28 protein-coding genes and 1 riboswitch are annotated in these 26290 nt (G+C 41.9%); of the genes, 25 read left to right on the top strand and 3 right to left on the bottom strand.

Annotation, left to right across the window (positions count from 1 at the left end; all coding sequences use genetic code 11):
* Nucleotides 1–142 precede the first annotated feature (142 nt).
* The 7 genes from ACOAOT_RS20720 (at nucleotide 143) to ACOAOT_RS20690 (ending at nucleotide 7836) form a co-directional block, all read left to right on the top strand.
* A complete protein-coding gene (locus ACOAOT_RS20720) occupies nucleotides 143–1462 on the top strand; it encodes a vWA domain-containing protein (protein ID WP_420218692.1) in 1320 nt (439 codons plus the stop codon).
* A gap of 18 nt (nucleotides 1463–1480) precedes the next feature.
* On the top strand, nucleotides 1481–2995 hold the full coding sequence (locus tag ACOAOT_RS20715; protein ID WP_420218691.1) for an ATP-binding protein: 1515 nt from the start codon (nucleotides 1481–1483) through the stop codon (nucleotides 2993–2995).
* A 53-nt stretch (nucleotides 2996–3048) separates the two neighbouring features.
* Entirely contained in the window at nucleotides 3049–3261 is a 213-nt protein-coding gene (locus tag ACOAOT_RS20710; RefSeq protein ID WP_104433382.1) for a DUF378 domain-containing protein, read from the top strand.
* A gap of 114 nt (nucleotides 3262–3375) precedes the next feature.
* Nucleotides 3376–4209, top strand: coding sequence for a tyrosine-type recombinase/integrase (locus tag ACOAOT_RS20705; RefSeq protein WP_420218690.1), 834 nt, complete (start codon nucleotides 3376–3378; stop codon nucleotides 4207–4209).
* Between the two features lie 398 nt (nucleotides 4210–4607).
* Nucleotides 4608–4811 carry a carbon storage regulator gene (locus tag ACOAOT_RS20700; protein WP_277409670.1) on the top strand — a complete coding sequence of 68 codons (204 nt, stop codon included), beginning with the start codon at nucleotides 4608–4610 and terminating at the stop codon, nucleotides 4809–4811.
* Nucleotides 4812–4930: 119 nt separating this feature from the next.
* Entirely contained in the window at nucleotides 4931–7288 is a 2358-nt protein-coding gene (locus ACOAOT_RS20695) for a flagellin N-terminal helical domain-containing protein (protein ID WP_420218689.1), read from the top strand.
* Nucleotides 7289–7455: 167 nt separating this feature from the next.
* Nucleotides 7456–7836, top strand: coding sequence for a zinc ribbon domain-containing protein (locus ACOAOT_RS20690; protein WP_420218688.1), 381 nt, complete (start codon nucleotides 7456–7458; stop codon nucleotides 7834–7836).
* A 51-nt stretch (nucleotides 7837–7887) separates the two neighbouring features.
* Here the strand turns inward: ACOAOT_RS20690 and ACOAOT_RS20685 are convergent, their stop codons facing one another.
* Nucleotides 7888–8457, bottom strand: a complete 570-nt coding sequence (locus ACOAOT_RS20685) for a nitroreductase family protein (RefSeq protein ID WP_420218687.1) — start codon at nucleotides 8455–8457, stop codon at nucleotides 7888–7890.
* A 409-nt stretch (nucleotides 8458–8866) separates the two neighbouring features.
* Between ACOAOT_RS20685 and ACOAOT_RS20680 the strand changes: the two genes are divergently transcribed.
* From ACOAOT_RS20680 to ACOAOT_RS20620, 13 genes are all read left to right on the top strand, one after another.
* Nucleotides 8867–9169 carry a hypothetical protein gene (locus ACOAOT_RS20680; protein WP_420218686.1) on the top strand — a complete coding sequence of 101 codons (303 nt, stop codon included), beginning with the start codon at nucleotides 8867–8869 and terminating at the stop codon, nucleotides 9167–9169.
* Nucleotides 9170–9317: 148 nt separating this feature from the next.
* The gene (locus ACOAOT_RS20675) at nucleotides 9318–10058 is read left to right on the top strand and encodes an MBL fold metallo-hydrolase (RefSeq protein ID WP_420218685.1); all 741 of its coding nucleotides are present in this window, start codon (nucleotides 9318–9320) and stop codon (nucleotides 10056–10058) included.
* Nucleotides 10051–10839, top strand: coding sequence for a threonine/serine exporter family protein (locus tag ACOAOT_RS20670; RefSeq protein ID WP_420218684.1), 789 nt, complete (start codon nucleotides 10051–10053; stop codon nucleotides 10837–10839). Before ACOAOT_RS20675 ends, ACOAOT_RS20670 begins: the two co-directional genes overlap by 8 nt.
* Nucleotides 10836–11309: a threonine/serine exporter family protein gene (locus ACOAOT_RS20665; protein ID WP_420218683.1), complete on the top strand. Its 474-nt coding sequence runs from the start codon at nucleotides 10836–10838 to the stop codon at nucleotides 11307–11309. Before ACOAOT_RS20670 ends, ACOAOT_RS20665 begins: the two co-directional genes overlap by 4 nt.
* The gene (locus tag ACOAOT_RS20660) at nucleotides 11306–12595 is read left to right on the top strand and encodes a dihydroorotase (RefSeq protein WP_420218682.1); all 1290 of its coding nucleotides are present in this window, start codon (nucleotides 11306–11308) and stop codon (nucleotides 12593–12595) included. Before ACOAOT_RS20665 ends, ACOAOT_RS20660 begins: the two co-directional genes overlap by 4 nt.
* Before the next feature lie 28 nt (nucleotides 12596–12623).
* The gene (locus tag ACOAOT_RS20655) at nucleotides 12624–14222 is read left to right on the top strand and encodes a hypothetical protein (RefSeq protein ID WP_420218681.1); all 1599 of its coding nucleotides are present in this window, start codon (nucleotides 12624–12626) and stop codon (nucleotides 14220–14222) included.
* A gap of 87 nt (nucleotides 14223–14309) precedes the next feature.
* The gene (locus ACOAOT_RS20650; protein WP_420218680.1) at nucleotides 14310–15170 is read left to right on the top strand and encodes a transporter substrate-binding domain-containing protein; all 861 of its coding nucleotides are present in this window, start codon (nucleotides 14310–14312) and stop codon (nucleotides 15168–15170) included.
* Nucleotides 15171–15193: 23 nt separating this feature from the next.
* Nucleotides 15194–15844 (top strand): amino acid ABC transporter permease, encoded by a 651-nt coding sequence (locus ACOAOT_RS20645; RefSeq protein ID WP_104433404.1) that lies wholly within the window; start codon nucleotides 15194–15196, stop codon nucleotides 15842–15844.
* A gap of 11 nt (nucleotides 15845–15855) precedes the next feature.
* Nucleotides 15856–16620: an amino acid ABC transporter ATP-binding protein gene (locus ACOAOT_RS20640; RefSeq protein ID WP_420218679.1), complete on the top strand. Its 765-nt coding sequence runs from the start codon at nucleotides 15856–15858 to the stop codon at nucleotides 16618–16620.
* 147 nt (nucleotides 16621–16767) lie between these two features.
* Nucleotides 16768–17022, top strand: a complete 255-nt coding sequence (locus ACOAOT_RS20635) for a type II toxin-antitoxin system HicA family toxin (RefSeq protein ID WP_420218678.1) — start codon at nucleotides 16768–16770, stop codon at nucleotides 17020–17022.
* Entirely contained in the window at nucleotides 17009–17368 is a 360-nt protein-coding gene (locus ACOAOT_RS20630; protein ID WP_104433410.1) for a type II toxin-antitoxin system HicB family antitoxin, read from the top strand. The genes ACOAOT_RS20635 and ACOAOT_RS20630 overlap by 14 nt, the downstream gene beginning before the upstream one ends.
* Nucleotides 17369–17473: 105 nt before the next feature.
* Complete coding sequence (locus ACOAOT_RS20625; protein ID WP_420218677.1) at nucleotides 17474–18118, top strand: peptidylprolyl isomerase; 645 nt, start codon at nucleotides 17474–17476, stop codon at nucleotides 18116–18118.
* A 197-nt stretch (nucleotides 18119–18315) separates the two neighbouring features.
* Entirely contained in the window at nucleotides 18316–19956 is a 1641-nt protein-coding gene (locus ACOAOT_RS20620; RefSeq protein WP_420218676.1) for an ABC-F family ATP-binding cassette domain-containing protein, read from the top strand.
* A 66-nt stretch (nucleotides 19957–20022) separates the two neighbouring features.
* Here the strand turns inward: ACOAOT_RS20620 and ACOAOT_RS20615 are convergent, their stop codons facing one another.
* The gene (locus ACOAOT_RS20615) at nucleotides 20023–21483 is read right to left on the bottom strand and encodes a glycosyl hydrolase family 18 protein (RefSeq protein ID WP_420218675.1); all 1461 of its coding nucleotides are present in this window, start codon (nucleotides 21481–21483) and stop codon (nucleotides 20023–20025) included.
* Between the two features lie 171 nt (nucleotides 21484–21654).
* Here ACOAOT_RS20615 and cbiQ point away from each other — a divergent pair, with 171 nt between their 5' ends.
* The 4 genes from cbiQ to ACOAOT_RS20595 all read left to right on the top strand — a co-directional run bounded on the left by cbiQ (nucleotide 21655) and on the right by ACOAOT_RS20595 (nucleotide 24692).
* Nucleotides 21655–22425 (top strand): cobalt ECF transporter T component CbiQ, encoded by a 771-nt coding sequence (cbiQ, locus tag ACOAOT_RS20610; RefSeq protein WP_420218674.1) that lies wholly within the window; start codon nucleotides 21655–21657, stop codon nucleotides 22423–22425.
* A gap of 19 nt (nucleotides 22426–22444) precedes the next feature.
* Complete coding sequence (locus tag ACOAOT_RS20605; protein ID WP_420219462.1) at nucleotides 22445–23284, top strand: energy-coupling factor ABC transporter ATP-binding protein; 840 nt, start codon at nucleotides 22445–22447, stop codon at nucleotides 23282–23284.
* 26 nt (nucleotides 23285–23310) lie between these two features.
* A riboswitch (cobalamin riboswitch) is annotated at nucleotides 23311–23497 on the top strand.
* A gap of 126 nt (nucleotides 23498–23623) precedes the next feature.
* Nucleotides 23624–24373, top strand: a complete 750-nt coding sequence (locus ACOAOT_RS20600) for an energy-coupling factor ABC transporter permease (RefSeq protein WP_420218673.1) — start codon at nucleotides 23624–23626, stop codon at nucleotides 24371–24373.
* 1 nt (nucleotide 24374) lies between these two features.
* Nucleotides 24375–24692, top strand: a complete 318-nt coding sequence (locus ACOAOT_RS20595; protein ID WP_420218672.1) for an energy-coupling factor ABC transporter substrate-binding protein — start codon at nucleotides 24375–24377, stop codon at nucleotides 24690–24692.
* 78 nt (nucleotides 24693–24770) lie between these two features.
* Here the strand turns inward: ACOAOT_RS20595 and yeiL are convergent, their stop codons facing one another.
* A complete protein-coding gene (yeiL, locus tag ACOAOT_RS20590) occupies nucleotides 24771–25433 on the bottom strand; it encodes a transcriptional regulator YeiL (RefSeq protein ID WP_420218671.1) in 663 nt (220 codons plus the stop codon).
* Between the two features lie 139 nt (nucleotides 25434–25572).
* Here yeiL and ACOAOT_RS20585 point away from each other — a divergent pair, with 139 nt between their 5' ends.
* Entirely contained in the window at nucleotides 25573–26208 is a 636-nt protein-coding gene (locus ACOAOT_RS20585; RefSeq protein ID WP_420218670.1) for an HAD family hydrolase, read from the top strand.
* Nucleotides 26209–26290: the final 82 nt, after the last annotated feature.

Below are 26290 nucleotides of genomic sequence, written 5' to 3'. Positions count from 1 at the left end.
GTAAGACCAAAACAATAGAAAAAGAGTTTCAATTTTGTTAGAATAATGTTATATAAATCGCAGTCATTATGATTCTTCCGGCGATAAATATAATATTTGGGTTTTACAGTATTTAGGATAGTATAGAAAGAAGGTAAATAGAATGATTGATCCGGTGAGACAGCGTCAGATAGATGAACTGAACGAGGTAGAACTTGGACATGAGATACTTGGTAATGCAAGAAACGAACTTTATCTAAACTTCAGATATTTAGATGTTGCGTTAAGCAGTTTTGGATTTGAAGCTGATCGTTCCGGTTCCGGGCTCAGTACAGACGGCTATGTAATTTATTATCAGCCGGAGTTGTTGTTTTCCATGTTCGGGGGCAGCCGCATACGAATTAACCGGGCATATCTTCATATGCTTTTTCACTGTTTATTCTGGCATCTGGGTTCTATGGGAAACCGTGATAAGCAATACTGGGATCTGGCGTGTGATATAGTGGTTGAATCAATATTGGATGGATTTTATGTAAAATCTGTTTTTCAGCATCAGTCACCGTATCGGCGTGAAATTTATGGTCAGATAAAAAACAGGCTTTCTGTATTTACAGCGGAAGGAATTTACCAGATTCTTATGGAAATGAATCTGTCAGAAGAAGCACTTCACCGTATGCAGGCAGAATTTTATGTGGACAGCCATGATAAGTGGGAACAGGAAGAAGATCCCCGTATGAAAATAGAACGTCAGAATAAATGGCAGGATATCAGGGATAAAATGGAAACGGAGATGGAATCCTTTGGAGAAGAGGAGGATGATTCCTCCAGACAGCTTTTGGAACAGGTAAAGATAGAAAATCGGGAACGCTACGATTATAAACGGTTTTTAAGAAAATTCGCAGTTCTAAAAGAGGAAGCGGAGGTAGATCCCGATTCTTATGATTCCATATTCTATACGTATGGCCTGACGCTCTATAAAAACATGCCTTTAATTGAACCTCTTGAGACGAGAGAAGTTTTTAAGATCGAAGATTTTGTAATTGTGATCGATACTTCCATGTCTGTCTCAGGCGATTTGGTGAGAAGCTTTCTGGAGCAGACCTATGAGGTTCTTGGAGAATCGGAAAGTTATTTTCGTAAAATAAACATTCATATTATACAGTGTGATGAACAGATTCGTTCCGATGTAACAATTACAAGCCGGGAAGAGATGGAAGATTATATGAAACATTTTACTCTTTCGGGATTTGGTGGAACTGATTTTCGTCCTGCATTTGAGTATGTAAATGGTCTGCTTAATAAAGGAGTCTTTAAAAAGCTCCGGGGGCTGTTGTATTTTACAGATGGTAAAGGAATTTATCCAGTAAAAATGCCTCCCTATGAAACTGCATTTGTGTTTATGGAAGATCAGTATCAGGATATATCAGTGCCAGGCTGGGCAATGAAGGTAATATTGACCAGGGAAGATCTGAAAGTAAATTAACAGGAGAACAATAAAACAATGAATATAAAACGAGCAAAAGAAGAAATTAAAAATACCATAGAGGCTTATCTGCTAAAAGATATCTACGGCACTTACGAAATTCCTGCAATGCGGCAGAGACCGGTTTTCTTAATGGGACCGCCCGGAGTGGGAAAAACACAGATTATGGAGCAGATTGCAAGAGAGTGCCAGATCGGACTGGTGGCTTATACCATCACCCATCATACAAGACAGAGTGCGGTGGGACTTCCATTTATCACTGATAAGGAATTTGGAGGCAAACAGTATCGTGTGACGGAATATACCATGAGTGAAATTGTGGCCTCTGTTTATAATAAGATAGAAAGCACAGGACTGTCAGAGGGAATTCTCTTTATTGATGAGATAAACTGCGTTTCTGAAACACTGGCACCCACCATGCTTCAATTCCTTCAATATAAGACTTTTGGAAATCATCGCATACCAGAAGGCTGGATCATTGTAACTGCGGGAAATCCTCCGGAGTATAACAAATCAGTCCGTGATTTTGATGTGGTTACCTTAGATCGTATAAAGCTGATTCATGTGGAGCCGGATTACGAGGTATGGAAGGCTTATGCCTATGAGCATGAAGTCCATCCTGCAGTTATTTCCTATCTGAATGCAAGAACGGAAAACTTCTGCCGGATTGAAACTACGGTAGATGGAAAATTCTTTGCGACGCCAAGAGGCTGGGAGGATTTATCCAGCTTCATAAAGATTTATGAACGTCTGGATAAGAAGCCAGATCGTGATGTAGTAGGTGAGTACATTCAGTATCCCAAAATAGCCAAGGATTTTGCCAATTATCTGGAGCTGTACTATAAATACCGGGATGATTATCAGATTGACGAAATACTGTCTGGCACAATCCGGGAAAGTTTGTGCAACAAATTAAGCCGTGCTCCCTTTGATGAGAAGTTAAATGTAATGGGACTCCTTTTATCAAGGCTGAGTCAGCATTTTAAGAAAGTGGCTGACCAGGGAGACCGTACAGGCCTGTTAATGGAAGAACTGAAAAAAATTGATCCGGAAATAGATGGGAATTCAAACGCTTCAATGGTAGAACGGTTACGAGATGTAAGAACCCAGTGGAGTGAATCCGTAAAACAAAAATGGGAAGCAGGACTTTTGAACAGACGGGAAGATTTTCTATACCGTGATGTAGAAGCAATGCTGATTAATATAGAAGAAACGCTTAAAAAATCTTCAAAAAACAACATGGAGGAGGATTGGAAGCAGATTAGAGAGCTGTTCCAGAAAGAAACAGACCGATACGATATGTTTTTTGCAGAAAGTGGAAAATCCCTTGAACACGCTTTTGATTTTCTGGAAGCATCCTTTGCAGCCGGCCAGGAAATGGTATTGTTTATTACAGAGTTAAATACTGGTTTTTACAGTGTGAACTTTTTAAAAGAGTATGAGTGTGAACGCTATTATCAATATAATAAAAGTCTTTTATTTAAAGACCGGGAGGACGAAATCAGATCAAGAATCACGAGTTTGGGAAAATAATGTATAAAAACCAAGAAGCTACTCCATAATATAAGGGAAAAGGAGGTAGTGCCATGGGAAATAAAGCATTAAATTACACAGCTCTGACAATTGCCATCATCGGTGCAGTAAACTGGGGGCTGGTAGGTTTCTTCAATTTCAACCTGGTGTCATTTATTTTCGGCAGCATGACCTGGCTGACAAGGATCGTGTATGCCGTCGTAGGAATCTGCGGATTATATCTGCTTACCTTTTATGGTCATTCAGAAACAAGTACGGAAAGATAGTTGATGATGGTAGCGGGGGCGTTGCAGCATAGCAGATATTAAGCTATGGAGCAATGCCCTTCATCTATGCTTTAAAATTGATATGCATTAAAATTTGCGTACGGAGGACAGCAGATGGAGGCACAGTTGCGGGAAAGAACGCAGGCACAAATGCAGTTTGAATCATATCTTCGCAGGGAAAATTTATCTGAAAGTACAATCATAACTTATATATCTGCAGTAAGATCTTATTTCACCCAATATAATGATATTAGCAAAGATAATTTATTGGCTTATAAGGGCTATCTAATGGAAAGTTATAAACCCAAAACTGTGAATTTAAGAGTTCAGGCCATGAATAAATATCTCTATTATATGGAGCAACAGCCACTGCAGCTTAAAAATGTTAAGATACAGCAGAAGAACTTCCTTGAAAATGTGATTAGTAATGCAGATTATCAATATTTAAAAAAGAAATTGAAGCAGGATGGAAATATGGAATGGTATTTTGTCGTATGGTTCCTGGCAGCAACCGGCGCCAGAGTCAGTGAACTCATTCAGATAAAAGCAGAGCACGTTGATCTTGGATATCTGGATCTTTATTCCAAGGGTGGAAAGCTTCGCAGAGTCTATATTCCCGAAAAGCTTAAAAGGGAAGCAAAGGTATGGATGGATCAAAATCAGATAACCAGTGGTTACTTATTTAAAAACCGATACGGCGAACGAATCTCAACCCGGGGAGTTGGTCAGCAGTTAAAACGATATGCTATAAAATACGGACTTGATCCCGATGTGGTCTATCCTCATTCCTTTCGACATAGATACGCAAAGAATTTTCTGGAAAAATACAACGACATTGCATTTCTTGCTGATCTTATGGGGCATGAAAGCATTGAGACCACAAGGATCTACTTAAGAAGGACAGCAACGGAGCAGCAGAGCCTGATAGATAAAATTGTTACATGGTGATGGAACTATTCTAATAAGAATAAATAAAAATTAAAAAGAGTCTTAACTCGTCTGAATACAGACAGGTTAGGGCTCTTTTTGCTTTATATTGACCTTTTCCGGGCGTCGATCGTTATCAAGGAATAACTTTTAATGTTCCTATAATGTGTATTATAGGAACATATGCCGCGCAGGCAAAAGCTGATTATATCCTATAAAAACGTGTGAATTACTCACTAAAACGTATATCGGATAAAAATAAGTTTTAATAAGGATTTTTTGAAAAAATTTAAAGAGTTACGAAAATAAAGGAAAAATAAGATGAAAACAGGTTGTTGTAATACACATTCTGGGAATATATGTCAAGTAGTTAAAAAAATAACAATGCAGGCTTCGTCAAAAACAAGGAGGTGACGCGAATGTTATCGTTAGGAAGGAATCCAGGTGAGTATCTCGTAATCAATGGAAACATAGTAATACAGGTGGTGTCCGTGGAGGGAGATTTAAGACTTGCCATCGATGCACCAAAAGATATTTCCATCGTAAGAGGAGAGATCTATGAAAAAGGCCACCAAATTCCCCAGTGTTTGAAAAAACTAAGGGAAAAGCACTTACGGTGGTAAGAACAGTTTACTACGCTTTCGACTTTTTCCTCAAGGGCCCGAGGGAAAGTTAGAAATAAAAAATCAAAGTAACATGAGGGAAATGGATGTCCCTGTCATAATTCAAGGAGGTAATACATATGAGAATTCAACACAATATTGCAGCATTAAACGCCTACAGGCAGTTAGGAAACAATAATAACTCTGTAGCAAAGAGCTTAGAGAAACTGTCTTCTGGCTATCGTATCAACCGCGCAGGAGATGATGCCGCAGGTCTTGCTATTTCCGAAAAGATGAGAGCACAGATTACAGGTCTTGAGACAGCCCAGAAAAATGCGAATGATGGTATTTCACTTGTACAGAGTGCAGAAGGTGCTTTAACTGAGGTTCACTCCATGTTAAACCGTATGACCGAGCTCGCGACTCAGTCTTCAAGTGGTACCTATGATGATGCGGTTGACCGTGATAATCTGCAGAAAGAATTGAATTCATTAAAATCTGAGGTTGACAGAATCTCTGAATCGACTAACTACAATGGAATTAAACTTTTGGATGGATCATTGGGTGCCAATTCTGTAAACACCGAAGCAAAAAATGCTTTAGTATCCGGTGCGCAGACAGTTACTGGACTGACTGATAATGCGCTTCATACCCAGCCGGCAGTTGCGGGTAAGTACGAAGTCAAGGTCGATCTGGATAGTGCGAAAACAGATGGAAGTACTGAAGCAGTAGCTGCAGGAGCTTCAAAACAATTTGAATTTAGCTTAAAGGATACAGCTGGAACAGATCATATTCTGAAATTTAAATTTAATGATACAGGTGCAATTACTACAGGGGATTTAGCGACAAAAGTCGGTGCTATTTTGTCAGGTGGAATTAATAGCATTTCTGATGCTCAATTTGCAGCAGATAACAAAGATGCTCTGGATTCATTAAAGAAAGTATTTGCTGATGTTAAAATGGAAACAGATGGAGCCGATGGCTTAAAAATTACTGCAAGCAGTAAAGATTTAGGAACAAATGGTGTCGGTTTGGCGTCAATTACTGTAAAAGAGCGTACAATTAACGCTAATGGTGCACCTACGGCGGCAGTAGATTTATCCACTAACACTGCCTTAGGATCAGATGTTACAGCCACAGTAACTACAGCACCAACTGATGCATTTGATTATTTGCAAGTGGAAACAGCCGATCTGGCATCAGGTAAAAAAATTACAGTTGGTGACCATACATTTGAAATGAAGGCGGCAGACGATTATAAAACCACCGGTGATAATGTACGTGTTATAATCGGAAGCAATGATACAGAAACCAAAAAGAACTTAGTTGCAGCTATGAAAAATTCCGGCATCACCTCAGCGTCTTTAACTGCGGACGGTAATATTAAGATCGGAGATAAGAATCAGCTGAAAACCTCCGATAAAACAGTTGGATATAATGAGATGGTTGATATTAAGTCGGAATCTCTGGGTGTTAAGCTTGGTGCAGCAGATGCTGTTAATGGTACTTTTAAATTTACACCTGGTGCCGGAGCAGCAGGAGATCATACCCTTGGTATTGGATATAAGGACGCAGACGGCAATGTAAAATCCATCAAAGTGGATTATACAGCAGGTGGTACAGTAGCAACCAATGCATCAGCAATTGCATATGCAATTAATACAAATAAGGATACAAAATCTTTATTTAAAGCAACGGTTGATGATTCCACAAATGAAATTACATTAGAAGCGTTAGGCGGTAAAGAAGGTGTTACCATTACCGCATTATCCACAACAGATACGACCACCGGTGCTCTTGGATCACTTTCTGCCGGAGCTACTCCTGCCCGTGCATCAAAGACTGTTGAGCTGGTAAATTCAGGTATTGCTGAAGGCGATTCTGTTACAGTGGGTGGTAAAGAATATCAATTTATTGACAGTGCAAGCGTTGGTGATGCCAGTAAATTGAAAGAGGGTGCTACTGCAGTTGTTATTGGAGCAGATAATAATGGGACAGCAGCTAATCTGCGTCTGGCTCTCAGCAATGACGGTATAAAGTCTTCTATTTCAGGAAATAAGATTACAATTGAAGATGGTGCAAAAGCGGGAGTTAAATCCGGAGGCTTAAAAATCCAGGTTGGTGAGACAAAGGACAGCTATCAGCAGGTTAACGTTACTGTTGGAAATATGAGCACAAAAAGTCTCGGAATTGCAGATGTTGATGTAAGCACTCAGGAAGGGGCAAAGGCTTCTATTGAAAAAATTAAAGCTGCCATTAATAAAGTATCTGCAACCAGAGGTGATTTGGGTGCCATTCAGAACCGTCTCGAGCACACCATCAATAACCTTGGAGTTACACAGGAAAACATGACTGCAGCAGAAGGACGTATCCGCGATGTAGATATGGCAAAAGAAATGATGGCATATACCAAGAACAACATCCTGGTTCAGGCATCTCAGTCCATGCTGGCACAGGCAAATCAGGTTCCACAGGGCGTTCTGCAGTTATTAAAATAATAATTGTAAAAACACCAGCATCAATTACTGGCCGTTGCATCATAATGCAGCGGCCTGCTTGGCGTGTAAAATGACCGGGCTATGATGTTTGATCTTTTTATGCTATACTCTTAATCAAAATCAACGCCAACCAGTTTATTGCGGTTGGCTCCATTAGGAGGTATGCGATGTTTTTCATATGCGGAATGAGTCAGGGGAAAAAGCTGCTTGATTATACCAGGACAGTGATTTGCTCCTTATGCGGAGGCTATGGCAGATATCAGGTCTTTATGACTTACAGCTATTTCAGTGTATTTTTTATCCCCATTATAAAATGGAACAGGCATTATTATGTACAGATGTCCTGCTGTAATACCGTTTATGAACTGGATGGGGAAAAAGGAAAGAAGTTAAGCAGAAGAGAGCCGGTTGAAATTGAGGAGCGGGATTTAACCCTGGTTCAATCCGGACAAAGAAGCGCAGAGTGGAATAAGAGGCAATGCTCCCACTGCGGGTATGAAACAACAGAGGATTTTGAATACTGTCCCAAATGCGGACAAAGATTTTAAAACAGCCGAACCGGTATAGTTCCGGAGCGGCTGTTTTTTCATGTTTTGTTATTAGATAATAATATCCTCTAATGCCCGCTTGGGAACATAATGAATCTGGTTTTCATCTCTGTAATACTTAACGTTTCCGTCTTCCTTAACAGGAACGATGACCACCTCTTCCTTTGGTTTTCCAAGAGCCAGGACAAGATCTACAGAATAAAGAGAGGTATCAATGCCAAGCGCTTCACCCAGCTGACTTCGACGTACATTTCCAAGCATGCAGCCGCCGTAGCCTTTTTCTACTGCTCCAAGCATTATGGTCTGAGCGACGATGCCATCATCGGTAAGCTTGTTCTTACCAAGTGACAGATCACAGAGAATGATGATATAGGCAGATGGGCGCTCCCCTTCCTCGGGTCCGTCCCAGTCAGGAAGTGCTCCCGCCCAGCCTAAAGTATCAAATATCAGAGCATTTTCTTCTGGTGTATTGCTGATCTTAAATTTCAATGCCTGTGAGTTAGCCGTGGACGCAGTGAGTCTCGCCATATCAATGAGCTCCAGTAAATCCTCTTTGGAGATCTGGCACTCCTGATAAAAGCGCCGGTATGTACGGCATTTGGAAACGAGATCCTTTAACATAGTAGATTCCTCCTGTTATCATATTCAATCAGTATTTATTTATAAAGTATAGCAGGTATGAAAATGATCTGCAACGAATAAAAAGGAAAAGGATTTGGGAATATAGCACAAAAATAAAGCCACTACATCCCTAAAAATTAGTATTTTTTTCGAATGGACAAAATACAAACAAATAGAATAAAAAAAACTCAAGAGCATAAATCCATAATTTATTGTTAGACATATTATCCCCATTTGTAAATTTAATTAAGAATTTACCACTTTTATATTAAGAAAAAAATCATAATGAATTCATTGACTTTATTTTCTTAAGGTGTTAAACTGTGTCTCGGCTTTAGAAATTAATAAAAAAAGCCGCGGCATACATATTTAACAATAAACACAGGTAGCCGCAAGGAGGAGAAATATTATGAAATTAACAACAAAGAAACTGGTACTTACAGGATTAGCAGTATTAACAATGGCAGCAATTTCTGCATGTGGAAGCACAAAGACTGCTGAAACAACAGCAGCAACAGAAGTTACAACAGAAGCAGCTACAACAGAAGCAGTTACAACAGAAGCAGCTACAAAAGAAGAAGTTACAACAGAAGAATCTTCTGAGTCTGTAGAAGAAACAACTGAAGAAGCATCTGCAAAAGAGTCTTCTGAAGAAGCTTCCAGCGTAGAAGCAACTACTGAAGCTACAGAAACTACAAAGGCTGCTAACTAATTATTATAGAAATAACAGCTTAGATGGAATGAAAATTTCCGCAGGCGGGGACAGATGTCTCCGCCTTTTTTGCGCGCATCTGCTATGCAGAATGGATTAGTATGTGATATAATTTCTCCAAACAGTCATTTGAAGGAGGCAGCTTTTTATGAAAATTACTTACGTTCATCACAGTGCATTCCTGGCAGACTTATGGTCTGCTGCTCTGCTATTCGATTATACCCAGGGTACACTTCCTGACCTGGATACCAATAAACCACTTTTTGTTTTCGCCAGTCATCGCCATGGCGATCATTATTCGGATAAAATTTTTGAATTGGGGAACGGACCCAGAGAAGTTCATTATATTCTGTCTGATGATATCTCCAGGAAAAAGATCAGTGAGGAACAAAGAAGCCATATTTCATTTGTCAAACCGGGAGAAACGCTCACCTTTTCGTATGGTACAGGAGGTAATCTGGCATTAGAAATTACTACCTTTCAATCCACAGATGAGGGTGTCGCATTTCTCATAAAAGTGGATGGAACCGTGATTTACCATGCTGGCGATCTAAACAACTGGAGATGGGAAGGTGAGCCAGAGGAATGGAACCGGAATATGGCTAAGAACTATTCATTAGAAGTGGACAAGCTGGCAGGAACGAAAATTGATGCAGCCTTTCTGCCTCTGGATACAAGACAGGAGGAAAACTTCTATCTGGGTTTTGATGAATTTATGAGAAAGGCGGAAGTAGTGCATGCATTTCCCATGCACTGCTGGGATGATTATTCCGTAATAGGACGTTTAAAATCAATGGAAGTTTCCATTCCTTACCGGGACCGGATTGTTATGATGGAAAGAGACGGAGAATCGTTTGTTCTGGAACAGGAGCCTCAAATTCATGAATGAGCGGAAAGAGGAAGAGCGGGAGGTCTTAGATGCGGCCATGCTGGCCGGTCATATTCTGCTGGAAAATGGTGCTGAGATTTTCCGGGTGGAAGAAACCATGGACCGGATCTGCCGTCATTACGGAATTAAATCCTGCAATTCCTTTGTGTTAAGCAATGGGATTTTTACCACCGCAGGAGATGAGAGAGAAGAGATATTTGCAAAGGTTCAGCACATTCCGGTGAGCGGCACACATTTAGACCGTGTTGCTGCAGTGAATCAGCTCTCCAGGGAGATTGAAGCAGGATCGTTAACTCCCCAAGCAGTAAGAGAAAGGCTTGATCAGATACAGCGGATGCCTGGAAAGTCAAAGATGATGCAGATTCTTGCATCGGGAGTGGGAAGTGCCTGCTTTTGTTATCTGTTCGGAGGAAATGTAAAAGATGCAGCAGCTGCATTTGTCTCTGGATTGGTTCTATATGGATATATCATTTTTCTGGCAGGTCCTCATCTTAAAAAGCTGGTGGCTAATATTGGAGGGGGAGCGCTGGTTACTGCGCTGTGCACTCTCATGTACAAGCTTCGCCTGGGCGAACATTTAAACTTTATGATTATTGGTTCAATTATGCCTTTGATACCAGGAGTTGCATTTACCAATGCAATTCGTGATATTGCAGACGGAGATTATATCGCTGGTTCTGTGCGTATGATGGATGCGCTGCTGGTATTCTTCTGCATAGCCATGGGAGTAGGGCTGGTATTCAGCCTTCTTCACCGGTTTACAGGAGGTGGATTTTTATGATGGCTGTCTGTGAGATGGCAGTTGCAGCCCTTGGTACGGTTGCATTCGCTCTTCTGTTTGGAGTACCTGCTATATACTACCCTTATTGCGGTTTAATTGGGGGAACAGGCTGGTTCGTATATAGCATGCTGGTACAGGGATTTTCAGAGCCGGCATCTGCAATGTTTGCAACCATTGCTGTAATTCTTCTTTCCAGAATATTTGCGGTCAGAAAACAGTGCCCGGTAACCATCTTTTTGATATCCGGTATTTTTCCATTAGTTCCAGGTGCGCTGGTATATTGGACTGCTTACTATATTGTAACCGACGAAATAGCACTTGCTGCCCGAACCGGGTTTCTTGCTTTGAAAGTGGCTGTTGCAATCGTGCTAGGTATTGTGTTTGTTTTTGAACTGCCTCAGGGATTCTTCCGTTTTGCGGCAAAGAAGGATAAACGGGCATTAAAAGAGAAAGGGAGAAAGAAACGATGATATGGATTAAAAATGTTCACGTAATTGATCCGGCAACCCGGACAGAGCAGGATATGGATATCTGCATAGAAGATGGAATCATATCCGGGATGGGAACGGATCAGAATCCTCCCGGGGCAGGGACTTCAAAAAATGATGTAGTGATCGATGGTACCGGTCTTATCGCAGCACCGGGTCTTGTGGACGTACATGTTCATTTCCGGGATCCGGGGCTTACTTACAAGGAAGACATTCAGACAGGTGCAAGAGCAGCAGCCAAAGGTGGTTTTACAACAGTTGTATGCATGGCCAATACAAAGCCTCCTGTGGATAATATAAAAACGTTGGAATATGTAAAAAAAGAAGGGGAGAAAACCGGAATCCATGTCCTTCATGCAGCAGCTGTATCAAAAGGAATGAAGGGTCGTGAGCTGACTGATATGGAGGCACTGGCGGCCCATGGAGCAGCAGGCTTTACTGATGATGGGATTCCGCTGATGGATGCGGAGCTTGTAAAAACAGCCATGGAAAAAGCGGCCAGTTTAAATCTCCCTTTAAGCTTTCACGAAGAAGATCCTGCTCTAATAGAGAACAACGGAATCAATCATGGGGCAGTATCCGAACAACTTGGCATCTATGGTTCTCCTGCTGAGGCGGAGGATAGTCTGGTGGCAAGAGACTGTATGCTCGCTCTCCATACCAAGGCTGCAGTAGATATTCAGCATATCAGTTCTGCTGCATCGGTACGTATGGTACAGTTTGCAAAGGATTTAGGGGCAGACGTTTATGCGGAAGTGACACCCCACCATTTCACACTGACAGAAGAGGCGGTTCTTTCCTATGGAAGTCTGGCTAAGATGAATCCCCCTCTTCGGACAGAGGCAGACCGTATGGCTGTAATAGAAGGTCTTAAAAATGGCAGCATTGATATCATAGCCACCGATCACGCACCTCATAGTACGGAAGAGAAAGCCAGGCCTTTGCTGGAGGCGCCCAGTGGAATTATCGGGCTTGAAACGGCACTTGGGCTGGGAGTAACCACTTTGGTGCGTCAGGGTCATTTAACCATGATGCAGCTGTTGGAAAAGATGAGTATCAATCCGGCGAAATTATATCGTCTGGACTGTGGAAGGCTGAAAACCGGAGGCGCAGCAGATCTGGTAATATTTGATCCCAACGAGGAATGGACCGCAGGTGAATATGTCTCCAAATCATCCAATTCCCCATTTACCGGAAAAAAACTTTTTGGAAAAGTGAAATATACCATCTGCAAAGGTAAAATTGTCTACCAGGATGAACAGGATTAATCGGATAAACACGAGAAAAGGATAAGCGATGGAAATCAGGGCGCAGGACTCTGTTGTCCCGGGGGAATTGAAAACAGAGGGGATAGCTGAGGGTAAAGTGAGTGGTAAAGCAGACTTGAATCTGTCTGTTGAAGCATTAAAAGCAAACGAGAAATTAACTGCAGGAGAAATTGTGCTTAATCAGGTGGCTGCTCAGACTCAGTTCATGAAGGAAGAGGCAAAAGCAGAATCTGAAAAAACTGAAAATGCTGAAAAATCCAGGTCTGTCAGAGATACTGCTTCCGTGAGTGATACTCCTGACATTTGGGATGAGGAAGAATGGAGGGAGGCCTTTCATGACATAACAGACTGGACTCCATCTGAAACCCTTCCTCTTTCGGAGGAATTAAAAGAGCTGGCAAGAATATACGAGGAACTTCTTTTGGCGGTTCTCACCCATGGAACACAAGAGGGCCAGGAAGCCGGGGAGCTCAATCAGGAATTGTCTGTGATGCTGCAAAAGCTTTTGATGTCCCGACTTGGAGATCTGGAGCTTCTGTTAAGTAATTACGGATCTGCCTTAAGTATTAATGCATTGAGGGCAGCCATCTGCCGAAGCGTTATGGGGAAAAATTTTACGGAGGCAGAGCTGAATCAGATATTCGGACGCAGTAGTGTGGAGGGAAAGCAGTTAAGTGCTTCTAAGGAAGGCGGAATCAGGACCCCGGTTACTACAGGAGATAATGAAACCGGTATGGGGATTATTTACCAGCCGACAGCCTTCGGAACGATTAAAAATAATCCCGGATATGCCAAAAATCTGATGGATGAAACTTCTTTAACTATTCTGGAAAAAGGTGGGCCTTCCAAGAAAATAGCTGGAAAAGCCCAGGGAGCCAGCTTAACCATTTCCCCTATGAAAACGGGAAGGGTATATGAAATAAGCGATCTGGAGGCTGCACAGCGGTTTGCGTCCTACATGAACCGGGAAGGAAATTTATTCAGGATATCAGGACTGTCTGGTAAAAGCGAAGAGCTCTTGGGATTTTTAGCCGCTCTTATGTCAATAAAAACACAGATCTTTGTATCCAGTCTGGGAGCGGAAAAAGGGATCGCCATGGATTTAAGAGAAGCCTGTGACCGGATGACCGATGAATTGATTCAGGAAATGGTGAGTCAGTCCTCTCTAAAATATTCCGGTGTGAGAAAACCAGTTTTTGAAGCAAAGGATGTATACCGGATCTTTTATTACATGATGAATCTATACCAGAACAAGGCAGATGTAAATGAGACGGCCAATAAAGGGATTCGCTACGCCTATCAGCAGTTTCTAAAGAAAAAAGAAGTTTCAGAAATTAAGGGAGAGCCGGAACCTTTTTTTACAAAAGGTAAGAAAGAACCTTCAGAGGATTTTAAGGAAGGCAGGAAACAGATAGAACGGGATTGGAATGGATTTACGGAATTTTTAAACAACGGACATTCAATGGATATTCCTCAGGGCGTTCTGGTGCTCAGTCCCTGGGGGATGCTGGCGGAGCCGGAAGCTTCCAGGGAGGAAAGCGATGGGAATATAAGTCCTGCTTTTTTCCTTGGTGGGGGCGCAGCCCTTGTAATACTGATTATAATCATTTCTTTCATCTGGTTTTAGAACCATTATACATAAATTTCTTCTTTACAGAAAAACTTTACTGTGCTACCATGGTAACACATGAAAATAAAGAGGAGGATTTATGTTATGAAAAAAATAGTGATTCTGGCAGCAGCAATATTAGGAACAGCAGCGTTATTAAGCGGCTGTGCAGGAAAAAAAGAAGCACCTGCGGCGGCAGAGACAACAAAGGCAGAGTCTTCATCTGCAGAGACAACAAAAGCACAGGAAACATCTTCTGCAGCTTCTGAAAAAGATACGTTTACTGTGGGATTTGATCAGGATTTTCCTCCCATGGGATTTGTGGGAGATAATGGAGAGTATACAGGATTTGACTTAGATCTTGCTAAAGAAGTGGCAGACCGCCTTGGTAAAAAGTTTGTAGCTCAGCCAATCGCCTGGGACGCAAAGGATATGGAACTGGAAAGCGGCAACATTGACTGTATCTGGAATGGATTTACCATTACTGGAAGAGAAGATGGTTATACATGGACAAAGCCTTATATGGCAAACAGACAGGTCTTTGTTGTGGCAAAGGACTCCGGTATCAAGACACTTGCAGATCTTTCCGGAAAAGTAGTGGAGGTACAGGCTGACTCTTCTGCAGAAGCTGCATTAAAGGATAATGATACATTAGCCAAAACATTTAAGACACTTCAGACCACACCAGATTATAATACTGCATTTATGGATCTTGAGATGGGAGCAGTAAACTGCGTGGCTATGGATGAGATTGTAGCTGCTTATCAGATTCAGCAGAGAAAGTCAGATTTCGTAATTCTTGATGAAGCACTTGCTGCAGAGGAGTACGGAGTTGGCTTTAAAAAGGGAAATGATGGATTAAGAGACAAGGTGCAGGAGCAGCTGGAGGCAATGGCAGCAGACGGAACCTTAAAGACCGTTTCTGAAAAATGGTTCGGTAAAGACGTAACAACAATAGGAAAATAATTGATACTGACGGAGGGGCAATCATGGCTTTTACAAAGATACTTACACAACTGGCAGGAGGAATGTGGGTCAGCATCCAGATCTTTCTGGTAACACTCATCTTTTCTCTTCCTCTGGGACTTCTGGTCTCCTTTGGGAGGATGTCAAAAAACCGGGTCATAGAGGCCATTGTTAAATTCTATATTTCAGTCATGAGAGGAACCCCTCTGATGCTTCAGCTTATGGTGGTGTATTTCGGTCCCTATTACCTTTTTGGAGTAAAGGTGGGGAACGGATACCGCCTTTGGGCTGCATTTATCGGTTTCGTGATCAACTATGCGGCTTATTTTGCTGAAATCTACAGAAGCGGCATTCAATCCATGCCGGCCGGACAGTATGAGGCAGCAAAGCTTTTAGGATACTCAAAGAACCAGACCTTTTTTAGAATCATATTTCCCCAGGTAGTAAAACGGATTCTTCCGTCAGTCACCAACGAGGTAATAACTCTGGTAAAGGATACCTCCCTTGCGTTTACCATCAGCGTACTGGAGATGTTTGCCGTAGCCAAGGCGCTGGCGTCCTCACAGACAAGCCTGATCCCCTTTGTGGCAGCAGGTCTTTTCTATTATGTATTTAATCTGGTAGTGGCTATGCTGATGGAATACATAGAAAAACGGATGAATTATTACCAATAGGAGGAATCGAAATGCACGTACTGGAAATGAACCATGTGGAAAAATCATTTAATGAACAGAACGTCCTTCGGGACATCTCTCTGTCTGTAAAAGAAGGGGAGATTCTTTCTGTTATCGGGCCTTCCGGTTCCGGAAAGTCCACGCTCCTTCGGTGTGCCACATTGCTGGAACAGATGGATAAAGGAGAACTGTTTTACCTGGGAGAAAAGGCGGCGTGGAACGGAAGCGATGGAACGACTGTCTATGCCAAAAAGGAAAAACTGAAAGAGATCCAGAAGAATTACGGTCTTGTTTTTCAAAATTTTAATTTGTTTCCTCATATGACCGTTTTAAATAATATTATTGATGCACCAATCCATGTTCAGAAACGGAGCAAGGAGGATGCTATCAAAGAGGCTACGGTGCTTCTTCAGAAAATGGGACTTGCTGATAAAGCAGATGCCTATCCCTGCCAGCTTTCTGGCGGGCAGTGCCAGAGGGTGGCAATTGCAAGAGCACTGGCTCTGAACCCCAAGATACTATTTTTTGATGAGCCTACCTCTGCACTGGATCCGGAGCTGACAGGTGAAGTGCTTAAGGTTATTAAATCCCTTGCGGATCTGCATATTGCCATGGTAATTGTCACTCATGAGATGGCATTTGCCAGAGATATCTCTGACCGGGTGATTTTTATGGCAGAGGGTGTGATCGTTGAGGAAGGGACTCCGGAGGAAGTGTTTGCGTCCAACAATGTCAGGACACAGAATTTTCTTGGGAGGTATGGAGATATTTTGTAGGAATAATAAAAATTTTATGATAGCCCCTGGAACACATGGTTATGTGTGATTCAGGGGTTTTGTTTTATATTATGTCTTATTTTTAATATATCATTGACACCAAATGCGACACCATAATATAATGTATTATAAAGAGAGGATTAATAAATGTCACAATGGGATAAATTATTGAATAGAATATGCTCTTTATCAAAAGATCTGCGATTTAGTGAATTGCAACGTGTCTTGGAGTACTATGGATATGAAATGAAGTCGCCCAAGGGGGGAAGTAGTCATTATACGTTTCGGAAATCAGGGTGTATGCCAATTACTCTGCCAAAGCATGAACCAATAAAAAAAGTTTATGTACAGATGGTTAGAGAGATTGTTGAAAGTGAGGTATCAGATGATGAGAACAATTGATGATTATATGAATCTGCACTATAGAATGGAGATTATTGAAGATCCTGATGAGGGAGGATATATTGTATCATTTCCAGATTTAAGGGGCTGTATAACATGTGGTGAGACAATCGAAGCAGCAATTGCTAATGCCAAAGATGCCCAAAAAGCCTGGCTGGAAGCAATGCTTGAAGATGGTTGTGAAATCCCTGAGCCAGATAATCTGGATAAATATTCCGGACAGTTTAAATTAAGAATACCCAAGTCATTACATCGGGAATTAGCGGAGCACTCAAAGAAAGAGGGGATCAGCATGAACCAGTACTGTTTGTATCTCCTGGCTAGAAATGATAGGGCACGTAATTAAATAGATAAAAGTAAATTAAGAAAAAAGATAAAAACTTTTCACAAACGGATGATATACTAAATGCGATATATCAGGAAATGGCAAACATAGAAAAGAGGATGCTTTATGAAAAGAACCTTAATGATCGCATTAGCAGTCTGCACAGCAGTTATATTATCGGCTTGCGGGAAATCATCAAAGCCGGCGCAAAACGCAGCAGGTACTGTTACACAGACAGAAACTTCAAATGAGACTTCTCCGGCGGCAAGTACACAGGCACCCGGAAGTACAGCAGAATTTAAGATATTAACCGGTAAAGTCACCGAGGTATCTGATAATATGGAATCCATGACTGTTTTAGACGGAGAGTCGAAAACTGTTTTTCATCTGGATAATGCTGTAGTGGAAACCTCCTACGCACTGGAACCAGATGTGAAAGTTTCCATCATCTACAAAGGTGAGATATCGGGGTCTGACACGACCAATGCAAAGGTGATTTTAGTCCTAGATGCCCAGGATAAGATGGAAGTAAAAGAAGCCACCGGAACCGTAAAGGATCAGGCCATGAGCACATTTACCATCGATACCGGTTCAGCAAAAGAGATGGGTTTTATCAAAGATAACTGCGAAGGACTGGATTCCGGTGTACTTGGAAATGCTACAGATGACAGCAACGGAAGCGGAGCTTTGGTAAAAGTTACCTATGTTACGGTTACCTATGATGCAGGCAGTGAATCAAACTTCCCCTTAAAGGTGGAAGCGGCGAAGTAAAACCAGGTGTAAATCCCGGATCGGCAGGGCTTTTTTGATAAAAGGCTTGCAAATTCGGGATTTTCATGTACAATAAGAGAGATGACAGAAAAGGGGCCAAAAGACCCCTATTTTGATGATTTCGGCCACGACTTTGCTGAAATCAGAAGCAGAGCTTACGATATGGAATAAAACCAGATTTCAGAAAGGGAATTAAGATGATTAGTGCACATAACGTAACATTAAGACTTGGAAAAAAAGCATTGTTTGAAGATGTAAATATTAAGTTTACGGAAGGCAACTGTTATGGCTTAATCGGTGCCAACGGTGCCGGAAAATCCACGTTCTTAAAAATTCTTTCCGGGGAACTGGAGCCAACTGGCGGTGATATTGTAATCACACCGGGCCAGAGACTTTCTTTCTTAAAACAGGACCATTTTAAATATGATGAGAGTCAGGTTCTTGATACAGTCATCATGGGAAATGTAAGATTATATGAGATCATGAAAGAAAAGGATGCGATCTACGCGAAGGAGGACTTCACGGATGAAGATGGCATTAAGGCTGCAGATCTGGAGGGAGAATTCGCTACCATGAATGGTTGGGAAGCGGAATCCGATGCAGCTAACTTATTAAACGGTCTTGGAATTGAGACTGACTTACACTATAAACTGATGAAGGATTTAACCGGAGCTCAGAAGGTAAAAGTGCTTCTTGCACAGGCACTTTTTGGCAATCCTGATATTCTTCTTTTAGATGAGCCGACCAACCATTTGGATCTGGATGCCATTGCATGGCTGGAAGAGTTCCTGATTAACTTTGAGAATACGGTAATTGTGGTTTCCCATGACCGTTACTTCTTAAACAAGGTTTGTACCCATATCGCGGATATTGACTACAGTAAGATCCAGTTGTATGCTGGTAACTATGATTTCTGGTATGAGTCAAGTCAGCTTATGGTTAAGCAGATGAAGGAAGCCAACAGAAAGAAGGAAGAAAAGATTAAGGAGCTGCAGGATTTTATTCAGCGCTTCTCAGCCAATGCTTCCAAATCCAAGCAGGCTACTTCCAGAAAACGTGCGTTAGAGAAAATCGAACTGGATGATATTAAACCTTCCAGCCGTAAATATCCTTATATCGATTTCCGTCCAGCACGGGAGATTGGTAATGAGGTTCTTACCGTGAATGATTTAACCAAAACCATTGACGGCGTGAAGATCCTTGATCATATTTCCTTTACACTCACCAGAGAAGATAAGGTGGCTTTTGTAGGACCTAATGAGCTTGCGAAAACCGTTCTGTTTAAGATCCTTTCCGGAGAGATGGAACCAGATGAGGGCGATTATAAATGGGGTCTTACCACTACCCAGAGCTATTTCCCCAAAGATAACACAGCAGAGTTTGATAATGATGATACCATCGTGGACTGGCTGACCCAGTACTCTCCTGAGAAAGAGGCAACGTATGTTCGTGGATTCCTTGGACGTATGCTGTTTGCCGGAGAAGACGGCGTGAAGAAAGTCCGTGTTTTATCCGGTGGTGAGAAAGTGCGCTGTATGCTTTCAAAGCTGATGATAACCGGTGCCAACGTGCTGCTTTTAGACGAGCCTACAGACCACCTGGATATGGAATCCATTACAGCATTGAACAACGGACTGGTGAAATTTCAGGGAGTGCTTCTCTTTTCCTCCCGTGACCATCAGATCGTACAGACTACAGCAAACCGTATTATGGAAATCGTAGGCGGACAGCTGATTGATAAAATTACGACTTATGACGAGTATCTGGATAGTGATGAAATGGCTCGTAAGAGACAGGTATTTACTTTGACAGAAGAACAGGTTACTGAAAACCAGTAATAAAAAAGCCGCTGCTTCACAGGTTGATATGATACCTGGGAAGCAGCGGCTTTCCTATTCATAAAATTATTTTAATCCATTATACAATGTGTCAAGAAGTTCTCCATTGGAATCCTGACCAAGCTCCCATACCATGGCACCGCCTAACTTCTTTGATTTGATATAATCTGTTTTATAAGCGATGGACTGAGGGTCTTCATAGCTGATGAAGATTGTTCCGTTAAATAACCATGGAACCATTGACTGAGAATGAAAATATCTGGTATAACCGGTTTTGTTTAAATAATTTGCCTTGATGTCCTTGTAGCTGATGGAGTTGGCCCCACCGTATGTCTGGTATAAGCCGTTATTGGAATTATTCACGGAAGAGTACAGGTATCCATAGAACGGGATGCCCATAACCAGCTTATCGGCAGGGAAGGAAGCATTTAACCAGGCAGTAACTCCCGAGTCCACGCTTGCTTTATATTGGGGTGAGGAATCGTTGTTATTATAAAGGGGTGCCAGTAAATCTGTATAGGGATCCCAGGTTCCGTGCAAATCATAAGTCATAATATTTGCGAAATCCAGATATTGAGCCAGTTTAGCCATTTCTACATTTTTTACATAAGAAGCATCTGCTCCTCCGGCAATGGTTAGAAGATAGTGTTTCTGGTCCATGGCACCGCGGGCATCCAGCTTTTCTCTTATTTTTTGAAGAAGCAGGGTGAAATTCTGTTTATCCTCTGGCCGCCTGGTGTTGGTCGTCAGACCTCCGCTTACGGGATATTCCCAGTCCAGATCGATGCCGTCAAATCCATATTTTGTAATAAAATCCACGGCACTGTCTGCAAAGGCATTTCTGGATGCGTCGGTCAGAGCCGCATCCGAGAATCTACCAGACCAGTTCCAGCCGCCGACGGAAATCAATGTTTTTAAATTTGGATTTTGTAATTTTAATGAGTTTAAAAGCCTTATATTATTTGGGTCCACATCCGGATATCCAAGAGTAATCTTTAAATCCGGACCAATGTTAGCAAAGGCGTAATTAATATGAGTCAGCTTGCTGGCATCGATCTGATCCGGGCAGACGCCGCTGTAGGCCTGCCAGGCAGCATAGTAGCCAACAATTCTTCCGGATTGTGGCTGGGGTTCTGCCGGAGGTAAAGCGGGTGTTCCAGTGGTGACAGAAACGGTATTGCTGGCAGGAGACATATTTCTTTTGGTATCCTTTGCTTTTACATAAAACTGGTAAGTTGTTGCCGGAGTTAATCCGCTAACGGCATATGTAATTGAGGTTGTAGATCCAAGATAAGTATTATTTTTGTAAATCTGGTATTCTCTTACTCCCAGGCCACCTGTGGGTGGGGACCAGGTCAGGGTAAGTGAGTTGCTGGTAATATCGGTCGCATTTAGATTTTGGGGAGCAGTGGAAGTGCTTTTGTCAGGCTTTGCCGCAAATGAATTTTTCGTGCAGTAGTTGCTGATTAGAAAAAGTAATAAAACAGATATGGTCCACATAATTGCTTTTCTCGTACTTCTTTTCATCGTGTTCTCCTTCATAACTTATTGTGAAATTAAGTATATCATGATGGATTTTCCTTGAATAGCGCGCAAAAACTGGTATATTTGCATAAATTTGGTAATGATTAAAAAATACCGGTGAAACCTGTGCTTGCAGATGATTTCTTAATCGCTTATAATCAGCCTTAAAAGGAGGTGAGAACGATTAATACCATAGATTCCTATGCTTATGAATCCCGCATAAAAGGAATAAACCCAGGATTAAAAGCAGTTGTGGCAATGGCAGCATTATTATTTTGTATTGGAACTGGAGATGTTTTGGTATCTGTTACGGTGTTTCTGTCCATGGGTTTAATTACGGTTTTTATGGGAGGGCTTTCCGCTCAGAAGTATTTTGCCCTATTAAAGATACCGGTAACTTTTTTAGTTCTTGGAACTGTCGCCATTGTAGTTGGGATCTCTCACGTGCCGGCAGGACGCTTTTATATAACTATGCCAGGCTTTTATCTTTATTTGTCAGACGGAGGAGCAGCTCTTGCTGCACGGCTGATTTTAAAAGCAATGGCTGCCGTAAGCGCCATGTATATGCTTGTACTTTCCACACCGGCAAGTGAGATTATTAATCTGCTTGGAAAACTGCATGTGCCCAAACTGATATCAGAGCTGATGAATCTCATATACCGGTTCATCTTTGTTATGATGGATGTCCAGATCCATATGAAGCAGGCGGCGGAGTCCAGGCTGGGATACCATAATTTCCTTACTTCCTGCAGGTCCTTTGGAGGAATCGGAGCGAATCTGTTTATCGTTTCATTAAAGAAGGCGGGTATGTATTATGATGCCATGACTGCCAGATGTTATGAGGGCGAACTTCTGTTTCTGGAGGAGAAAAGACCGGTGAAAGCAAAGGAGGCTGCGGCTGCGGCTGGCTATCTTGCATTTCTTTTGCTTTTATGGCTGGTGTAAAAATGAGGAGGAACAGATGATGGAAGAAATACTTTTACAGGCAGAAAATCTTTCGTATTCTTATGGCACAGGAAGTAAAGCACTTCATGATGTGTCACTGTCTGTGAGAAAAGGGGAGAAAATTGCAGTTCTTGGTTCCAATGGAGCCGGGAAATCTACCTGCTTTTTAAACCTGAATGGTGTCCTGATCCCGGATACGGGAACAATCAGGTATAAGGGAAAGGTTATTGGAAAAAAAGACTTAAATGAGCTTCGAAGAGAAGTGGGAATCGTATTTCAGGATGCAGACAATCAGATTATTGCATCTACCGTTTCTGCTGAGGTATCCTTCGGACCTATGAATTTAAGGCTTTCCAAAGAGGAAGTGAAACAGCGGGTTGAAATGGCGTTAAAGTCCATGAATTTAATGATGCTGAAAGACCGGCCTCCCCACTACTTAAGTGGCGGAGAGAAGAAACGGGTAAGCATAGCAGACATCATTGCCATGGAACCGGAGGTAATCATATTTGATGAACCGACTGCATCTTTAGATCCGGTTAATGTGGAAATACTCACACAGGTTCTTGATGAAATGACAAAAATGGGGAAAACTCTTCTGATTTCAACCCATGATGTGGATTTCGCGTATAAATGGGCAGACCGGGCGGTGGTTTTTGCCGGTGGAACCATTATTGCAGATGGACCGGTAACAGAGATCCTGACATCTGATCATATTTTAAATCAGGGAAATTTAAAGAAGCCGGTTTTAATGGAGGTTTATGACAGTCTGGTGAAATGCCGGATTTTGCCGGAAATGAGTCCTTATTTCAGAGATACACAAGAATTGAACCAGCTGCTTAACAGGCAGTACGAAGGTTGACAGAATTTGGTATTGCAGTTACAATACAATCGTATTATCTAAAAGGTGCCTGTGAAATTCTCCGCAGGATAATAGGGAAAAGGGTGAAAGTCCCTTACGGTCCCGCCGCTGTATATGCAGAGCAGGGCTCCATAGGTCACTGGGAAACCGGGAAGAGGGAGCAGCTGTGTTTGAAGCATGAGTCAGAAGACCTGCCTTTTTGTTTGGAGTATCCGGTTACGAGCGATGACCGGTGCCGGGAAGTCTTTTTGTAGTACAAAGATTTACCCATAGGGCACCAGTCTGATGTGTGGGAACCATCGGATGTGAGGTGCTTATTTTATTGGAAGGAGAATGAAAATGAGTAAGAAAGAAAAAAGTATCATGAAACTTGCAACTGCATTTGCGCTGTCATTTGGAATCGTTCCCAGTGCCTTTGCAATGCATATTATGGAGGGCTATTTGCCAGTAGGGTATTGTGTCGCATGGGGGGCAGTCTGTGTGCCATTTCTCATTGCGGGCTTCTTTTCCATTCAGAAGACGCTCCGGGAGAACAGGAAGGCGATCACAGTTCTTGCCATGTCAGGAGCATTTGTATTTGTGCTTTCCTCATTAAAGATTCCGTCTGTGACTGGAAGCTGCTCCCATATGACTGGAACCGGACTCGGCGCAATTTTGTTTGGACCGTCGGCAGTCAGTATTCTGGGGATTATTGTTTTAATCTTTCAGGCGGTTCTGCTGGCCCACGGAGGTCTTACCACACTGGGAGCAAATACCTTTTCCATGGCAATTGCAGGTCCTTTCGTGTCTTATGGAATATACAGACTTTGTAAAGCGTTAAAAGTGAATAAAATGGCAGCGGTTTTTCTTGCTGCGACGTTAGGCGATCTATTTACATACTGTGTTACCAGTTTTCAGCTTGCCTTAGCCTATCCTTCTGAAATAGGTGGCGTTGGCGCCTCTGCTGTTAAATTCCTTGGGGTATTTGCACCCACCCAGCTGCCTCTTGCGGTGATTGAGGGAATTCTCACTACAGTCATTGTAATGACTCTTGAAACTTATGCTCTTCCGGAGCTAAAAGCCATTGGATTTACAAGGGAGGTAAAATAATATGAGCAGGAAAAGAAAACAGACGATCGCGGTGCTGCTGGTTCTCGTATGTCTGATTGCCATCATTCCTTTGTTTGCCTTAAAGGGAGCAGAGTTTGGGGGATCGGATGATGCAGGAAGCCAGATGATCACAGAAATCCGGGGTGCGGAATATGAACCATGGTTTACTCCCGTTATGGAAGCTGCCATAGGTGGAGAACTTCCTGGGGAAATAGAAAGTCTTTTGTTCTGCCTTCAGACGGGAATCGGAGTGGGAGTCATCGCATTTTTTATGGGAAGGCTGGTGGAACGGAAAAAATGGCAGGATAAACACTCATAATGATTAAAATGTGTAGTTAGACACAGAAAAAGAGCTGGTTCAGATATCATAATATATCTAATCGGCTTTTTTTAATTGTCATAAACAGTTCTCATTAACAGCCAATGTGGCGAGAGATGAAAAATCCTTAATTCTGTATCTTTTTTTGTCCATATGCTGCAATATATCCGCCTCACATAAGACCGAAAACACATGAAGCAGGTGACGGTAGCTGACACCCAGATATTCCGCAACCTCTGTGTGTTTCCTGTTATAGATTTCTCCGTCTGCAGATAATAGTATAAAATTAGCCAGACGGTTAACAAGAGGATAATTCTGATTAGTCGCATAATTTGAGGTATTGCGAAGGGCCTTCCGGCATAAAAACAGGCACAGATAATTTAAGAATTTGGTATCATCTTTTAAAAGATGGCTGACTTCCCTTAGAGGCAGCAGGATACAGACGCAATTATCCAAAGCAATGACTCCATTGGTATATTTCTGCGCACCCATGAATTCCATCTCACCAAATAAGGATGGAGCTTTAAAAAAATCAATAATGGTAACCTTTCCGTTTTCATGAGTCAGGAAAAGCTTGGCATTTCCCTTTATAAGAAATACCAGATCAGATAAATCATCGCCTTCTCTGCATATTAACTCATTTTTTCGAAATTCCTTCCATTTGACATATGGAGTAATATCAAAGGAAAAGATATTAGTGACATATGAGGGAATGGTTTCGTCCGCCTTTTTCATATTCATAGACAAATCTCTTTCAAACTCTTTTTTATAATTTATCTTACTATAAAACTTCCCTAAATTCCAGATTTATGTAATAAAACTCATATTTTTCACAGAAAGCAAATGATATAATATCGGGTATGATGAGGGGGTATGAATTATGAAACTTTTAATATTAGATTTTGACGGAACAATAGCAGATACAAAGAGCAGCATTGTAAATACAATACAGGCCACTGGAAAACAGCTGGGCTATGGAGTTGCCAGGGAGAAGGACATACAGGAAAAAATAGGGCTCCCGCTAAAGGATACCTTTACCTCTGTATTAAAAATACCAGACAGCGAGATAGATAATGCCATTGATATATACCGCAGAAAATACCAGGATATCTGCATGGAAAGTGTTACATTGTTTCCAGATGTAAAAAGTACCATAGAGTACCTGTCACAAAAGGGAATTGTTATTACAGTTGCCTCAAGTAAGGGCAGAGAGGCTCTTCATCTGCTGCTGGATCATTTAGAGGTAAGTCCTTTTATTTCCCGTATTTACGGTGAACAGGACGTGGAAAATAAAAAGCCGGCTCCGGACATGGCACGATTAATATTGGAGCAGGAAAACTGTGAACCGGAAGAGGCATTGGTGGTAGGGGATACAATATTTGACCTTCAGATGGGGCGGAGCGCAGGCTGCCACACCTGTGGAGTAACCTATGGAAACAATTCTTATGAAGATCTGAAAGCGCAAAACCCAACCTTTCTCATCAATAATTTTGGCGAATTGAAACAAATCTTTTAAGGTGCAAAAGGAAAAGAGGTATGGCCCTGATGAAACAAACAATTAGTTTTGCAACACGCCCTTTTCGAATGCTGTTTAAAAT

Source organism: Lacrimispora struthionigena (assembly GCF_048627165.1).
Classification (GTDB): domain Bacteria; phylum Bacillota; class Clostridia; order Lachnospirales; family Lachnospiraceae; genus Lacrimispora.
Note: the sequence above shows the minus strand (reverse complement) of the source record. Positions and strands in the feature narration are given on the sequence as shown.